At 48.2% G+C, this 17026-nt stretch carries 12 protein-coding genes; all 12 read right to left on the bottom strand.

Annotated features, from left to right (window positions below; genetic code table 11):
• Positions 1-158: 158 nt before the first annotated feature.
• A complete protein-coding gene (locus I2H39_RS26720) occupies positions 159-686 on the bottom strand; it encodes a nucleoside recognition domain-containing protein (protein WP_138310354.1) in 528 nt (175 codons plus the stop codon).
• 196 nt (positions 687-882) lie between these two features.
• Positions 883-7185, bottom strand: a complete 6303-nt coding sequence (locus tag I2H39_RS26715; RefSeq protein WP_195627950.1) for a doubled motif LPXTG anchor domain-containing protein — start codon at positions 7183-7185, stop codon at positions 883-885.
• A gap of 106 nt (positions 7186-7291) precedes the next feature.
• Positions 7292-7798, bottom strand: a complete 507-nt coding sequence (locus I2H39_RS26710) for a hypothetical protein (protein ID WP_138310356.1) — start codon at positions 7796-7798, stop codon at positions 7292-7294.
• 280 nt (positions 7799-8078) lie between these two features.
• Positions 8079-8951 carry a tyrosine-type recombinase/integrase gene (locus tag I2H39_RS26705; protein WP_138310357.1) on the bottom strand — a complete coding sequence of 291 codons (873 nt, stop codon included), beginning with the start codon at positions 8949-8951 and terminating at the stop codon, positions 8079-8081.
• 205 nt (positions 8952-9156) lie between these two features.
• The gene (locus I2H39_RS26700) at positions 9157-10248 is read right to left on the bottom strand and encodes a hypothetical protein (protein ID WP_138310358.1); all 1092 of its coding nucleotides are present in this window, start codon (positions 10246-10248) and stop codon (positions 9157-9159) included.
• 143 nt (positions 10249-10391) lie between these two features.
• The gene (locus I2H39_RS26695; RefSeq protein ID WP_195627949.1) at positions 10392-11354 is read right to left on the bottom strand and encodes a D-2-hydroxyacid dehydrogenase; all 963 of its coding nucleotides are present in this window, start codon (positions 11352-11354) and stop codon (positions 10392-10394) included.
• Positions 11355-11397: 43 nt separating this feature from the next.
• Entirely contained in the window at positions 11398-12300 is a 903-nt protein-coding gene (locus I2H39_RS26690; RefSeq protein ID WP_195627948.1) for a TIM barrel protein, read from the bottom strand.
• Positions 12301-12316: 16 nt separating this feature from the next.
• Positions 12317-13285, bottom strand: coding sequence for a transketolase C-terminal domain-containing protein (locus I2H39_RS26685; RefSeq protein WP_138310361.1), 969 nt, complete (start codon positions 13283-13285; stop codon positions 12317-12319).
• Positions 13278-14111: a transketolase gene (locus I2H39_RS26680; RefSeq protein WP_138310362.1), complete on the bottom strand. Its 834-nt coding sequence runs from the start codon at positions 14109-14111 to the stop codon at positions 13278-13280. The genes I2H39_RS26685 and I2H39_RS26680 overlap by 8 nt, the downstream gene beginning before the upstream one ends.
• A gap of 37 nt (positions 14112-14148) precedes the next feature.
• On the bottom strand, positions 14149-15156 hold the full coding sequence (locus tag I2H39_RS26675) for a nucleoside hydrolase (RefSeq protein WP_195627947.1): 1008 nt from the start codon (positions 15154-15156) through the stop codon (positions 14149-14151).
• Positions 15157-15198: 42 nt separating this feature from the next.
• Complete coding sequence (locus tag I2H39_RS26670; RefSeq protein WP_138310364.1) at positions 15199-16473, bottom strand: TRAP transporter large permease; 1275 nt, start codon at positions 16471-16473, stop codon at positions 15199-15201.
• Positions 16474-16476: 3 nt separating this feature from the next.
• The gene (locus tag I2H39_RS26665; RefSeq protein ID WP_138310365.1) at positions 16477-16992 is read right to left on the bottom strand and encodes a TRAP transporter small permease; all 516 of its coding nucleotides are present in this window, start codon (positions 16990-16992) and stop codon (positions 16477-16479) included.
• Between the last annotated feature and the right edge of the window lie 34 nt (positions 16993-17026).

Genomic DNA, 17026 nt, shown 5'->3' with positions numbered 1-17026 from the left:
CCGTCCAGCCGGAGTGTCCACTCCCGCTGCCCGCAGGCATACCCAAAAACCCTGCTGTAAACATATACAGGGCGCACATACAACGGATTCCCTTTTTCTATGGCTATTATAGTCAATAACCCTTGATATTGCAATGTTTTTTTGCACTCCGGACTGTTTCATCTCACTGCCCCGGCCAGTACCACGCTGGCCGCCACTCCTGCCGCTGTGGCAATGAGTCCTCCGGCCAGTGTATATCTGGTCCTGGTTATGCCTACACTGCCAAAATACACGCTCAGACAATACAGAACTGTCTCGGTGCTGCTCATAAGTACAGATGCAATGAGTCCCAGTGAGGAGTCTGTGCCATACTCCTTAAATATATCCAGCACCAGACCGGTTGCCGCTGAGTTGGATACCAGGCGCACCAGGACCACTGGTACGATTTGAGGCGGTATGTGCAGCAGGGCCGCAGGCATTGTAAGCAGTTCTCCCAGAAAGTCCAGAAAACCGGAGGCCCGCAGTACACCCACTGACACCATAAGCCCCACCAGGGTGGGCAGGATACCGGCCACTGTCTTCATGCCGTCCTTGGCACCATCTATAAAATCATCCAGCACAGGACGGCCGCACAAAAGGCCGAATCCCACAATATAAAAAATCATCAGAGGGACCATTGCCTCTGACAGGAAAATCAGAAATTTCATGTGTCTGTTCCGAGTCTGTTTGTTTATTACATCTTATTCCATACAGGATTGTTTCATGACGGGAAAAGGATGGCTGCAGCTCCCCTCCCCCATTTGCAAAAACTGCCGTCCTAAAAGGAACGGCAGTTCTGATGGTCTGTTTACGTGTGCACACCCTCACGTTCGTGCAGCCGCGGCATATCCATACCGCACTCCGCTATGATTCCCGCTTTCTCCCATGAAGGGCAATATATAATCCGGTCACCAGGGAGGAAAGTATTGCAATAAGGTAGTAACTGCGGGGGCCTTCTCCTGTCTTTGGCAGGGGCGCCAGAGGCACATCCTCATCCAGAATTGTTACTTTTTCCGGGTTATCCGGCCACTGTGCCATGGGTACCTGCTCCGGCTCAATATTGATAGTCTCTCCAGGGCCTCCGGAAGGATTATATCGGCTGGAGCCTCCGCCGGAACCGCCGGAACCGCCGCCGGAGCCGCCGCCCGATGGCTCTGTCTCACCTCCGGAAGGTTCTGTTTCACCGCCGGAGGGTGTTTCATCCGGCACATGATTGTCGAACACCACCTCTGTCTGCTGCCCGGCTGCAATCATCACCACTTCCGTATTGCCGTCCCTGCCGTTGACACGGACCTGGTAGCTGAAATTCTCCCCATCAATAGGGGTGCCCTGTGCATCCGCCACTTCCGTCACCGTATATTCTCCTGTAGGAAGCAAAATCACCAGGCTGTTATCCCTGCTGTCCGGAACATAGTGAAGCAGGATTACCTGCCGGATTCCGTCCAAGGATTCGCCTTCTTTATTATAATAGCGGTTTCCGTCCCATATGGTAAAGTAAAATCCCTCCTCACCCTGCAGGGCCACTTCCTCTCCTGTCACCTGTTTTGTTATCTTCAGGGCTCCCTGACTTCTGACATTTTCAAATATAAAGGGAATTCCTGTATTTTCTACAACCAGTATCTCATCCGGATATTCCCTGGCATCCTCTTCATCCGGTATAATGAAATACCTTCCTTCCGCCTTTTCATAGCCCTGAGGTACCACGGTTTCTTCCAAATAGTAAAGCTGACCCTTTTCAAGCCTTTCTATCAGGGCGCTGCAGGACCTGCCCTGCTCATCTTTTACCGGTTTATAGGTACCAGCCGGTTCCATATTACTATCGCCCACTTCACCGGCCTTATACAGCGTAAATTCAGCGCCGTCCAGAGGGCGTCCTGACTGGTCCACCTTATAAATCCTGACCGAAAAATCCCCTCCTCCGGTTGCCCATGGCTTTACGATTTTTACTGCTTCCTCCACTGTATCCTCAACAGATTCCTGGCTGCTGTAGTAGAGCTTTGCTGTGTTTTTGGTGCTGATGGTTGAACCCACAGCCCCATTGAGCATGACCTTGTAGACAATTCTGATTGGCGTCTCGTCCGGCAGGTTGGATATCTCAAAACTCCTATCCCCCACACTGATAACCGCTTCCCGGATTGCCTCCGACGTATTGGCATTGCTCACCTGGAAGCTGTCCGGAAGATAAATCATCTTGTCATTTCCCAGGGTATCCTTCACCGCCAGGGTGCCGGCGCTTATATCTGCTCCCGGCTTATTCACCAGGATGGTATATACGGCAGAAGGAGCAGTGGAACCGCTGTATTCCATTCCCTTTTCCAAAAAACCCTTGTCAATGCCAGTGCTGGCCGAAACCTGATAAAGAGGCGTTCCGTCAATGAACATCTGGGCTTTATTTACAAACTCCTTTACGGACGGGTCGGTTATTTTGGTGGTGACATCCAGATTGACATGGTTTCCCAATTTATAACCGCTAAAGTTTTTTTCAACCTGGTTGAGATGAATGGTCACTATCTGGCTGCCGTCAGACATTCTGACTGTATAATCTCCTGCCTCCTGGCTGAGTATATATTTCATATTTTTAAACTTAATGCTTTCCAGGACCATTCCCTTTGGAATTGTCTCCTCAATGTTTACTTCTTCGAATTTACCCAAATCATGGGGGGCGTTTCCTGAGCCGTAGCCTTTATTAATATTCAGGGTCCATACAACCTCACCCTTATTGGCATCTGTCTTGGACACGCTTTTTGACAGATAGTCGTCAACATAGTATGGCTGTGAGGCCCATCTGGTCCAGGTGGAATCTTGAATTGTCAGCTCAGCCGTATTCTTAAAACGAAGATTGTCTGCCCCATTCCTGCTGAAGCCGGCAAATGCCTCCTTTGCCACATAGCTGTTATATGCAATGGTGACAGGTCCCTTTACCGCTTCATTAAATTTCACGGTAAATCCGCGGTTTCCTAAATTCCTGTCAAAGGCCAGGTCATAAATTCCCTGGTCCGGTCCTATGGCATTTCCATTTCCATCTGTCAGTGCAAAGCCGTCCTTAAACTGTTTCAAACTGCCGAATGTGTGCTTATCCAGATACGTTCCCATCTCCCCGGCATTCCATCTGATGACTGTCAGCACATCCCTGTATACGGCATCCCCGGGTATTACTGCTGTGTCTGAATCTGTCACGCCGTTTGAATACGGCGTAAGGATTGATTCCCAGCGGATGGTGCCAAACTCATCGCCCCATCCAATGACACCCGCCCTGTTCTGGGTTACCGGTTCCTGGCTGTTTTCCTTCATGTCACTGCTTAAGTTCTTCTTTGAAAGAGTATAGGTATTATAGAGAAAACCTACCTGGGTACCTCCTCCCACACCCGGGAAACCGCTTCCCTCAGGGGCAATCATCTGAATTTCATTGTTCAGATTGCTGCCCTTGGGCTCATTGACCGTTGTATAATACTTGAAGTCATAGAAGTAATTACCTGGAGCCGGTATCTTCCACTCCCATGTTTTAGCCTTTTGGGATTCCTCCTCCTTATCCGTATCAATGGTCCAGGTATCCATTACCTGACCGCCGTCACCCCTTTTATCATATGCAGTTATTGTTACCTGGCCTAAATACTCCTGACCTTCCTGGTCCTTGTGGTTGAGGTCCAGCGTGTCTTTCACCGTCCAACCGGTAAGATTGATTAAATCAGGGTTCACATAAACGTGGTATTCGATGAAAACCGGTATTACTTCCCCTTCTCCGTCTATCTTCTCGTTATAATGTGTTATGCCGCTTTTTGTGACAATGGATGCAGAGTGGCTGAAGGATGAGTCTGCGCTTGCGGAGGCGCCTTGGCTGCTTGTGACAGTCACCTTGTTATTGAAACTGAGATTCAGGGATGCGCTTACCTTTTTGCCTTCATCCTCGGTCTTGCCGGATTTCCCCCATGCCCCGGGTTCAATGTTCATCCAGTAGCTGAGCACTGCCTTTTCACCGGGTTTCATACTGGCGGGAGCGCCGCTGCGGTCCAGCAGCTTAATAAGCTTCGATGTTCCGTTTCCTCCATCCGGCTCTGCGAACTCAGCCCCGGCTATGCTGCTGCCTTCGGATACAGAATCCACCGCAATACCGGCCTCAGAATCAAATGATATTACATCCTTTTTATTGTCATTGAATTTATCCAAAATCCGGATATCTGTCAAATCCCCAGTGTTATCCTTTCCTGCCTCAATTGCCACATGGAAGCGCACTGCTTCGGGAATCCCCATTTCAGAGTAACGTACATCCCCGTCTTTTTCTGTATCGGTATCAGCCCATTTGTCATTGTTATGTGTCTTCTTCACATTTACAGAATGCTTTTCCACAACAGGCACCGTTTCAAATACCAGCGTCTTATCGATGTCCCCGCAATGAATGACTATCTCCGTTTTATCTTTGTTCTCACCGCTAAAATCTATGCTTCCGCTTACTCCGGCGGTTCCTTTAAATCTCTGCCCTACCTGCGATTTGGTAATGCTTATATTGATTGCGCCGTCTTTCTTTATACCGGCCCTTCCGATTGCACTGCCCGATGTGTCCAGCACATCAAAACTTACCGCATCATACAGTATATTGGCAGGAAACCGGTAGGTAAAGCTGTCCCCGGCCTTTACCAGATAATCCGCAAGACTGGTATCCCCGCTGTTTTCCATGGCATAGGAAATTTCAAACCATGTTTTGATATCCCTGGGAAGGGGTTTCCCATCCTTAAGAGTAATCCGTGTGATTCCATCGTCCCCGGTTGTTTCTGTTACTTCCAGTTCCTGATTGTTCTTGTCACACACAGTAAGCTTCGGATATCCGGCGTCCATCAGTCCCTGGTCCTGAATATCGAACACCCGGCCGGCAGCCTCATCCCCGCTCAGAAATGCCGGAGAAAAGGTTGTGAAGTGGCTGGTGGCACAGCTTAATGTATTAATCACCTGTCCATCCGGAATCTCCTGATGGCTGTCTTCCATGACCTCCACCGTGTCATCCTGTTCCTTAACCCATAAGACCTGGGCCGCCTCTGCTTCCCGGCTCAGTGTTTCCATAAGGCTGCCCGAGAAACTTACCTCCACCTGACCGTTCCGGTTCCATTCCCCGCTGTCAAGCTTTTCATTGCCAAGCCAAAGGTTGATATCGTATGCAGGCGCTGCAATGACTACCTGTCCCTGCTCCGCGCCCTTCTCTTTAATGACATCCTCCACCTGGTCCGTTACTATTTCAGCCGTGGCCGATGTTCCCCAGGGAAGTACCCCCTGTTCAGCGGATATGGTGATGTCCATTCCGTCGCTCATGTGGAATGTCCTTGAAAATTCAGGGGATATTCCCTGCTCATTCAGGGTGATTTCTATTTTCTGGTCCTCTTCAATGTCCTCCAGGACATACCACGCAATGCCACCTTCTATCTGTTCAGCTTCTAAAGCATTACCATTGGCAAATGCCGATTCCACCATGTATCCGTCTTCTGTTTTCACACCAAAGGTTATGCTCTCACCCTCTGCTGCGCTGCGGGGTCCTTTTTGGATATATCCTTCAGATTTAGGTGTAATCTCATATGTTATCTGATAACCTTCCACATCCTCCAGCACCTTTAGTTTACCCAAAGTGGTGATATATGCCTTAGCCGTGCTGCATCCGCCCATTCCCACCAAATCGCCATACCCGATAGAAGGAGTTGTGTGTTCCTGGTTTTCCGGCTCAGAGGGAGTTGCTTTTGATTCCTCCGGCTCGGAAGGGGTTGCCGGCAGTGCGTCCGGGACGGTTGTATTGGGCGTGGTCGTGTCCGATGCGGTTGTCTCCGGCGCGGTTGTTCCCGATGCGGTTGTCTCCGGCGTGGCTGTATCCGATACCGTTGTCTCCGGCGTGGTTGTTCCTGTTACGGTTGTGTCCGGTGTGGCTGTTCCCGATGCGGTTGTCTCCGGCGCGGTTGTTCCCGATGCGGTTGTCTCCGGTGCGGTTGTTCCCGATGCCGTTACCTCCGGCGCGGTTGTTGCCGATGCGGTTGTCTCCGGCGCAGTTGTGTCCGGCACAGTTGCCTCCGGTACGTTTGTTTCCGGCCCAGATGTTTTCGACTCAGATATATCTGTTCCGTCCGTCTCTGGCTTAGATGATTCTGTTTTATCCGCTGTTGTCCGTTTATCTTCGAACATTCTCTCCTGAACAGTGCTGTTCAGGGTTGCGGTATTCTGAACCCCGTCATCCTGTTTCACAGCTACCCTTGGTACTTCATGGGAGGAACGTCCGGCCACAGGCTCTGCAGTCTCTGTATCTGCGTCCTGGGCGTCCTGGGCTTCCTCTGCGGTATCCTCGTCATCCTTTTTTCCTGCCCCGGCAGCATCATCCGCTTCGGTTACCCTGCCCGATTCTTCGCTATCTGCGGATTCCTCTACCCTGTCCGCTTCTGCGCTATCTTCAGTTTCCTCTGCCCCGCCCGCTTCTGCGGCACCTGCAGTTTCCTCTGCCCTGCCTGCTTCCGCGGCATCTCCTGTCTTCCCTTCCCCGTCTTCTGAGGCATCTGTTTCTTCTATCCAGCCTCCATCCGCTGCATCTGTTTCTGCCATCCCGCCTGTTGCGGTATCTTCTGCTTCCTCTGCCTTCCCTGCCTGTTCCGTCTTCCGTCCGCTGTCAGATGGATTTGCAGGTGCGCCAAAATCAATCCGGTTATCCCCAAATGCATCCTCGTAGCCCTTAACATTCACACGCCTGGTTCTCTTTTCACCGCCCTCTGACAAATCAATGACCGTTGAAAATCCCATTGTGCTATCCCCGTTATTGACATAGAGAATTACAATCTCCTCCTGACCGGTAAGCGTATATGCATCATCCACATCCTCCGGCAGACGGATGAACGTGCGGATTTCCGCTTCCATACCCGGACCGTCAAACTCCGGATAAAATTCATACAAGGGCTCCTGGTTCTCAAAAAATATCTGATAATATTTTTCCAGCTTGCCATCCGTAAAATTTAAATCAGCTTCCGTTACCGGCGATGCCCCGTTTCCTATCATCTCTTCTATGGCATCCACAAAGTCTGACCCCTTAATGATAAAGTCCACACGTTCACCGGCGGCAGCATAAGCAATATTTGAACTGTTTCCCACATTCGCAAAAGCCAGTGCTGCTGACAGGCAAAATGCAGTCAATCTCTTCCCAATATTTTTCATATTGACCTCCCTTATAATTTACACATGAGAATATACACCTTTTGGGTTACATTTGAGTTACATTTGTTATTTTTTCGTAAATTCCCATTTTTTCTTGCCGAAGGCCCTATATCTGTATCATTCTCACCATGCGCATCAGCTCCAGCGCACTCCTGAAGCTGACCACCTCCCCCTTTGTAACTCTCCCCCGCACACTTCCCTGCATGCTGGAATTCTGTCTGTATTTTATATAAACCACCAGCACTTCCCTGGCCTTCAGCGCATGCTGAAACGGAATATGGTCTATGCTGTAAACCAGGTTATCTTTGCTGGCCTGGGGATGATGGGCACTGGCTTCCCTGTACTGTTTTTCCATCTCCCTGTTTAAAAACCTGTAATCCGTGGTGGGATGAGGGGCTCCCACCCAGTTGCACATCTCATCCAGCTTCAATATCATGTCTCCGGCCCCGTTGTACGGCACCGGTTCCCTGAGATAACAATTGCAGATTTCTCCATATGGTTCCCCTTCTTTTGTGCCCTGGATACATACCATCATCGTGCTTGCCCTGTCTGATACAATTAATTCCTCAATACGCCTTATGGCCTCTTCATCCTGTACCAATCTGCCGTTCATTTTTATCTCCTCTTTCATTCATGGTTTTTGATTTCCTGCTTACAACAGAATCCCTCTTTTGTTGTAAAACATTATTTTTACTGTCCCCCCTCACCTATCAGAAAAAACCTTTACGGTAAATCAGTACAAATTAAAATACACAAAAACCAGGCCGGTTAGATAGGATTTTAACCAGCCTGGTTTTTGTGCAGCAGAGCCCAAATAAACCAACAGCTTTTTACATTCATATGGCATACACGGAAAATATGTAGTATAATACTTTCAAACAGATGCCTGCTGTTTACAACAAAAGAGGGATTCTGTTGTATCTGTCTATCAGCAGATTCATTTTCTCCAGCTGTCTGAGGTGTTTCTCCCCGCTTTCCATTGTATAGATTCTTGTAGTATTGACACTGCTGTGCCCCAGTATATCTGCCAGCCTTACCAAATCCTTTTCCTGACTGTAATATACCCTTGCAAACAGATGCCTGAGATTATGGGGAAATACCTTGTCCGGGTTAACTCCTGCCTTTTGGCTGATTTGTTTCATTTCCCGCCATATATTGCTCCGGTCCATGGGCTTTCCGCTCCGCGTGACAAATATCATTCCGGATACAATATTCATTTTTCTTGCATATGCCTTAAGAAGCCTGCACAACCCATCGGTCAGGAATACGGTCCGTACCTTTCCCTTGCAGTCCACCTCTGCAATCTGCCTGTCCACTGCATTTACCGTAATGTAATTCAGCTCCGATATACGTATTCCGGTGGAACACACGGTCTGGAGCAGCAGGCACAGCCTCTCGTTTCCTTCGCTGCCGGCAACCTTCACCAGACGTATATACTCCTCCCTGGAAAGCTCCCTCTGCCCGGAACAGAATACCCTCTGTTTTACCTTTATGAACCGTACCGCACAGTCCTCCCAGCCAAGCCATCTCAGGAATCCATTGAGGGCAGCAAGGGCGCTGTTTGCAGTAACGGGAGAAAACCGTTCCCTCAGTCCTTCCTTCCACAAGATTACCATATCCTTGCTAACCGGTCTTCCATTCATATATGACCTGAACAGATTCAGATAATAATAATATTTTTTTATGGTGCCGCTGCTCATCTCGTTCTGATGCATCTGGCGGCAATAATCCTTCATCATACTGTCTGAAATTACTCTCTTAGCCATGTCCGTTCCTCCTTGAGCTGTCTTTGGTCTGTCCCTCATCGGGTAGGTTTCCCATTCCATTGCGGTTTATTCTGCCTTAATGATTAGGTTTTACAGGTAAAATAAACAGGCACCCGAAACCCAAACAGTTCCGGATGCCCATTCATAAGCTTACCATTTCATAATTACACCCTGTAAAGCTGCGCCTAACAGCGTCCTCCAGCTTCTACAGGCCAAGACCTTTGCTCACATTCACCACAAAATCCTGCACATTGGTCACAATGCTCTTGGCAGACAGGCTTCCCCTGTCCCCCAACTTGTTCACAGCAAATTCAGATACATCCACACTGTAAAAATACACCTGGCGGATGGTGCCGTCCGGCATAACGCGGAAAGACGGCGTCATGTTGCCTGTTGCAATGGAGTGAAGCGTGGTGGCCATGCAGATAACTGTGGTAGCCTTTTTCACACAGTCCCTCATGGCATCCTGCCCTTCATATACATTGGCATATACCTCAGGCAGCGGACCGTCATCACGAATGGAGCCCACCAGCACAAACGGCACATTTTTCTTCACACAGCTGTATATAATGCCGTTATCAATTCCCTCTTTTTCAACAAAGTCCGGAATAGAGCCGTGGTATTTTACCCGGTTGATGGTATCGATGTGGTTGTAATGACCGTTTGGCTGACTGTACTGGGTATAGATATTCTGCCCCAATGCAGTGTTTAAGTAAGCGCCCTCCAGGTCATGGGTGGCCAGTGCATTTCCCGCTAATAGAGCATCCACATATCCGTTCATCACCAGTTTTGAAAAGGCTTCCCTGGAATCGGAGTCAAAGGCGCAGGCAGGCCCCATAACCCACACCACATACCCGTGCTCCTTCTCATGGCGAAGCAGTTCATAGATGTTGTCGTAATCCTTGGAAAATGCAGTTTCCCTGGAACGTCTCTGGCGGAAGGCAAATGCCTCGTCATGGCCTCCCTCTCCCTCGTCAAAGCCATTGGGATATACGAAGATTCCGTCCTCACAGTTCTCAGTCCGCCCTGTAAAGACCAGGTCCCCCTGTTTTAAGTTCCTGAACTCCCTGACATAAACCGCTCCATTCTCATACACTGCCACGCAGTCCATACGGCTCTCTTCTGCCAGCAGCCACTGTCCCTTAACCTTAAAATACTCCGGAAAAATAGTGGTGGCATGGTAATTCTCCGGTGCAACCTTATCCTTTGGCGCCGGAGCCAGCACAGCGTCCGGCGCATCCGTAAATTGGCTCTGGCTGAAATCAGGCGCCTTATATTTTACCAGTTCAAATGACATTGAGTTATCCCCCTATACAATTATAATACTATATGATTTCATTCTTAAGTTTAAGCATATCACGATTCGCGGCGCCACGCAATGACGCCAGGCCATGTTTTCAACGGCCTGGCGTTATAATGTTGTATATCGAGTATTACTGCCTAAGGATTCACCACATTCTGCGGTGCTCCGCTGAGAAATGCATGGAGATTTTCCACCGCCAAATCCATCAGTCTCTGCCTGGATTCCTTGGGAGCCCATGCTATATGCGGGGTTATAATGCAGTTGACCGCATCCAAAAGAGGATTATCCATAGAAATAGGCTCCGCAGACACCACATCCACTGCTGCTCCAGCTACCTTTCCACTGTTCAGCGCATCCCTCAAATCCGACTCCACTATGAGCGGCCCTCTGGAATTATTAATAATCATTACTCCATCCTTCATTTTACCAATGGTATCCTTATTGATAATACCCTCTGTTTCCGGAAACAGAGGACAATGAAGGGCTATCACATCAGATGAGGCAAACACCTGATCCAAGGAGGCATATGTACACGTTTCGCTTACCAGCTGCGGATTCTGATATGTATCATATGCCAGTACCTTCATTCCCAAAGCCTGGGCTATGCGGGCCGTTCCCTGGCCGATGCGTCCAAATCCGATGATACCAATGGTCTTGCCGGCCAGTTCAATTAAAGGATGGTTCCAAAAACACCAGTCCTGATTCTTTGTCCAATCACCCCTTTTTACACAGTCCGAATGCTCGCCTATGTGATGGCACAGTTCAAGAAGCAGGGCTATGGCATATTGGGAAACAGCGTCCGTTCCGTAGGTGGGAATATTGGTCACAATGATTCCGGCTTCCTTTGCAGCCTTTACATCTACCACATTGTATCCTGTGGCCAAAAGACCAATGTACTTAAGCCTTGGGCAGGCATCAATGACCTCTCTGGAAACAGGCGTTTTATTGGTCAGTATAATCTCAGCATCTCCAATGCGGGCAGCAATCTGACTGTGGTCCGTGGTACGGTCATACACAGTTAAGTCCCCCATAGCCTCAAACCCCTCCCAGCTTAAATCCCCGGGATTCTCTGTATATCCATCTAATATTACAATCTTCATATATATTTTCATCCTTTCCTTTTACCCAGCGTGCAATACAGCGTTAATCCTCCACCAATGCCCATGCCCGGTTAATCACACGCTTGGTGTTCGCCAGAATGATATCCCCGTCTTCATTACCCCATGGTTTTACTTCCAGAGACAGAACATAGGGCATCAAAGACTGGAAGAAACCTTCCTCCTTTAAGACAGTAAAGAAATCTCTCAACTGTTCCACATCATTCGCACTGTTGGGAAATCCAAACCTGGGGTGCTGGTCGCCGTAGGCCTCACAGCCTTTTCTGACCACCGCATTCCCAATATGGAAATGAGTAATATAGGGACGCAGGGTCTGCACCACAAATCTGGACGTTTCATAAGTGGTTGGAAAATGTGATAAATCCACCATGAGTCCAAAGTTATTATGGGACATCCTCATATCTGCTGCAAACCTGGCCGCATAGGGTGCCGGTCCCATAAGGGCTGATTTATCCATGTCAAAATCAAATACCTCCAGTTCCACCATCATTCCCTTCTTTGCTGCATGGCTGCAGACAGACCTGGTGGTTTTTAAGAGCTGTTCATAGGCAAGATTCCGGGTTGCCTCCTCCCATCTGCCTGCCAGGAACGCAATTCCGCCAGCCCCCAGATATTCGGCCTCATCCACGGCCTTTATAAGTACCTGCTCCGCCTGTTTTCTTCCATCTTCATCTATATTATTGGGGTTAAGTCCGGGCCCCAGCAGGCATGGCTGTGCGCCAAAACATACCTTAAGATGGGATTGTTCCAGAAGATGCTTTACCTTTTTCCTGGTCTCTTCATCTGGAATGCTGGTTATCTCAACTGCCGAGAAATATTCATCTGCTGCAATTGTCTTTATGGAATCCAACAGATTATAGGATACCGGCGGATGGCTCATCCACTGGATGGTTCCCACCTGAAAATATTTCTGAATTGAATCTTTCATGAGCTTCTCCTTCAACTTATCTATTAAAATACCCGTTCTGTTTTATCACTTGCTTCTGCCGGATTACCTCCCTGGCTCTTGCAGCTATATTCCGGGCTCCATACCCATATTTTTCCATTAGCTGGTCAAGGTCACCGGACTCTGCAAATGTCTCGGCTCCCAGGATTGACACGGGTACAGGGCAGGACGCAGATACCGCCTCTGCTACCGCACTTCCCAAACCTCCCCGGATTGAATGTTCTTCCACGGTTAGTATGGCCCCTGTCTTTCCGGCACATTCTTCTATAAGCTCTGCATCAATGGGCTCAACCGTATGCATGTCAACAACTGTGGCGCAGATTCCCTGCTGTTCCAAAAGGTCCGCGGCCTCCAGTACACGGTGAAGTACGGTTCCGGTAGAGATAATAGTAACGTCGCACCCTTTCCTGTGAACGATTCCCTTTCCAATCTCAAATTCCATATTATCCTCATATACCACCGGGTGAGGAGCCCTGGACAGACGAAGATATGCCGGCCCCTTGTAGTCTGCCAGTGCCATGACTGCCTTTTTTGTTTCCACTGCATCTGATACGGATATAACTGTCATACCTGGAATGGACCTCATGGCGGCTAAATCCGTAATGGCCTGATGGCTTGCCCCGTCATAGGAATCCGACAGTCCGCAGTATGTTCCGCACAGACGCACATTCAGGCCGTCATAGGCAATCAGGGACTGGATAGGGTCTAATGCCCTGGATGTCATAAAAACAGCAAATGTATTAACATAGGGAATGAATCCCTCCAGCGACAGCCCTGCCGCCATATTAACCATGTTGAGCTCGCTGATACCCACATTGAAATAACGGTCCGGATACTCTTTTCCAAAGAGGACGGACTTTGTGGACCCCCCCACATCTGCTTCCAGCGCAACCACCTTCCGGTTTAGCCCGCCCAGTGCTTTTAATGCCTGTCCATAGGCATCCCGGATAGCTATCTTATCACTCATGTGCCCTGCCTCCTAACTCCAGTTTTGCCTGCCTGTATTCCTCATCATTGATGGGCTTTCCATGCCAGATATTCTTTCCTTCCATGAAGGAGACTGCCTTTCCTTTTACAGTACGGCAGATAATGATTGAAGGCCTGTCCTTTACTGACTTTGCCTCTGATACCGCATCTGTAATGGCCGCCACATCGTGGCCGCTGCAGCTGATTACATTCCATCCAAATGCATTCCATTTGGCGGCTATGTCTCCCATGGGCATGATTTCTTCCAGTGTACCGTCCAGCTGCACACCATTATAATCCAAAATAGCTATGCAGTTGGCAGTCTTAAATTTCGAGCCAGCCATGGCCGCCTCCCACACAGCTCCCTCCTGTGTCTCACCATCACCCATAACCACATATATATATGCGCTGCTTCCTTTCAGCCGTTCCCCCAGCGCCATGCCGATACCGGCACCCAGGCCCAGGCCCAACGGGCCTGTGGATAGTTCAATCCCCGGTGTCTTATGTACGCAGGGGTGGCCCTGGAGATGGGAACCCAGCTGACGCAGGGTCCTCAGGTCCTCTCTCGGAAAATACCCCATATCTGCCAGAATCAGATACAGCATAGGTGCCGCATGCCCTTTACTTAGTATGAGCCGGTCCCTGCCCTCCATATTTGGATTCCCGGAATCCGTGTTCATGATTTCATAGTACAGAGCGGCCAGAATCTCCGTGCAGGACAGAGAACCACCGGGATGGCCTGTCTGAATGCTGTGCAGCAGGTCAATGAGGCCGCCGCGCAGTTGAAGACATTTATTATCTAATTCCAACTTTCTTTCTTCCGTCATATGCTATCTCCTCTATCAATAATCCTCACCAATGGATTTAATCCGTAAAAGCAGCTGTCATATCTTTAACCCATTGCGCTACAAGAGCCTCCCCATCTACATCATATGCAAAGAAATTGTTGGGCTCACGTCCCCATAATCCCATATAATCAATAATGGTCTCTCCATCGCAAAGTCCCTGGGTTTCAATGTCAATTGTAGTGTGCATGGTACGGAACCACTGCGGATTAATTAAATAACCTGTTGTGGTTAAATCATTAAGGCCAATCTCTCCCTTTTTTCTATTGGCCTGATTTTCTGCCTTTATTTCTCCCACTTTATTTCCATTTTTATCATAAATAGGTTTTGCCGCCTTATTGATACGGAAACTCAGCAGCCTGGTAAGAAAATCCGTTACTCCGGTTCCGGCTTTGGAAATAGTCTCCAAATCCTCCACCCTCTGGGTGACCATATCACATACATCCAGGCCCAACTGCACCACGGGTATTTTAGAGTTGTACACCACCTTAGCCGCCTCCGGGTCCACCATAACATTATAGCTGGCCCTAGGAGCCTGATTGCCGGATACCTTAAAGGTTCCCCCCATAAAAATCACTTCTTTCACATGATTTTCAAAGTCAGGGTCCAGTAAAACAGCTAACGCGATATTGGTCATGGGGCCTAAAACAAGAATTGTAATTGGCTCAACTGCTTCCTTTGCAATGCGTACTAATTCAACCGGAGCATATCCCTTTCCCACCTTTGTACAGGGCATGGGGAACCCCAAATCTCCAAACCCATCTTTACCATGCATCCAGGATGCTTCAATGGAAGGGCGCACCAAGGGGCGGTATGCTCCTTTATACACAGGAATATCCTGCCGTCCGCATACTTCAAGTGTGCGCAGTGCATTGATTGCGCACCAGTCTACTCCCACATTGCCGTTGGTAACAGTAATCGCCTTAACATCAAACTTTCCGCTTGCAAGGACCCATAAAATGGAGGCCGCATCATCATCTCCCGGGTCCATATCAATAATAACCGGTATTTTATCTGTATTTTCCATACATCTCTCCTTAGTTTTAATAATCCGGTAAATCAATGGCAGTTAACTCCCCAACATTAATTCCGGTAAAAATGTTACGATTGCAGGACAATATGTTATAAGGAACAGCGTTAGCACCAACAGTGCAAACATCGGCATGGCTTTCCTGGCAATCCGCATAACAGGAATCTTCGTCACTGTATTTGCCATGAACAATGATAAGCCTAAAGGCGGGGTCAGAAGTCCCAGTGTCGTGTTAAGCGCCATAATGACACCCAGATGGACCGGGTCCACTCCTACCGCCGTAAGTGTTGGAAGTATCATGGGGGCAGTAATTAAAATTGATGAAATACCTTCCATAAAACAACCGATTATCAACAGCGCAATATTAACCAGCAACAGAAGCAGATATTTGTTGTCCGTAAGGCCAATTAATATCTCGGAAATCATTTTGGGTACATTTTCAAACGTAATCATATATGAAAAGCAGGATGCCATTGCAAAAATTGCAGAACAACTTCCCAATGTTTTTCCGGTATTTACAAGAATAGCCGGCATATCCTTCCACTTCAGTTCCTTATAGACAAACATTCCTAACAAAAATGAGACGACACAGGCCACGCCTGCTGCTTCTGTGGGAGTGAAATATCCGGTATAAATCCCGCCTAATACTACAATGGGAATCGACAGGGCTCCGAACCCTTCCGGGAGGGCTTTTATAATTTCCTTGATGGAATAGGCCTCGCTGGTGGGGAAATTATATTTTTTAGCATACCAGCATACCTGTAGCATAAGTACAATTCCCATAAGTATACCCGGAACCAGTCCTGCCATAAGCAGCGCTCCTACGCTTGTGCCAGATACCACCCCGTACATAATCAGAGGCAGGCTCGGAGGAATAATGGGACCTATGGAAGCAGATGCACAGGTCAGGGCAGTGGCATACTCCTTGTCATATCCCTGTTCCGTCATCATCTCTATTTCCATTGGCCCTAATGCAGCCACATCTGCAACAGCAGAGCCTGTTACCCCGGCAAACATCATGGAGGCTACAATATTTATATGTGCCATACCTCCTTTGAATCTTCCCACACACACCTTTGCAAAGTGGATAATTCTACCCAGGCTTCCCCCCTTATCCATAATATTTCCTGCAAGTATGAACAGAGGGATTGCCACCTGTACAAATGTATTCATTCCTGAAAATTGGCGCTGCAGAATGGTCCAGGCAGGAAGGTCATGAGTAGCAAAATAAAACAGACAGGTTCCTCCTAAAACATAGTAAATAGGAATTCCCACTATCATTAAAACTGCAAATATTATAAATACGATTCCCATAAGCTATTTCCTTTCTGCCGCCTTTAATTCGCTAATCTTATTGACTATATTGACAATACCAAAATAAATTGCGAATGCATATCCTATCATAGGTCCTAAGTAAACATAAAACAGCGGAATCCGCAGTTGGGCTGATAAAGTACCCGCATTATACGCATAGGCAATATAGTCTTTTCCTGACCACAATACAACTCCCATAAAAAGACAGCCGAAAATAATCCAGAAAATACTCATACAGCCTTTGACCTTTTCAGAAAAACCGTGGATGAACGCATCTACGTTGGACAGCATTCCATGTCTGCTGGCCACAGCAAACCCAAAAAATGTAGCCCATATACAGCAATACGTACTGACCTCGTCCAGCCATACCACCGGTATATTAATATTACGTCCCAGTACACCTATAAAAACGGACAGTCCCAATATTCCCACAAATATTCCTATAAATATATTCAGGATTTTTTCAAATACCGCTGCTATCTGGTTTAAGCTTTTTATAATGCCCTTCTGTTCCTTCATTTGTTCCTCCTATCCGCCAGCCGGATGCAGTGCA

The organism is Clostridium sp. 1001283B150225_161107_B6, from assembly GCF_015556325.1.
Lineage (GTDB): Bacteria > Bacillota > Clostridia > Lachnospirales > Lachnospiraceae > Enterocloster.
This window is presented reverse-complemented; position numbering and strand designations above follow the sequence as displayed.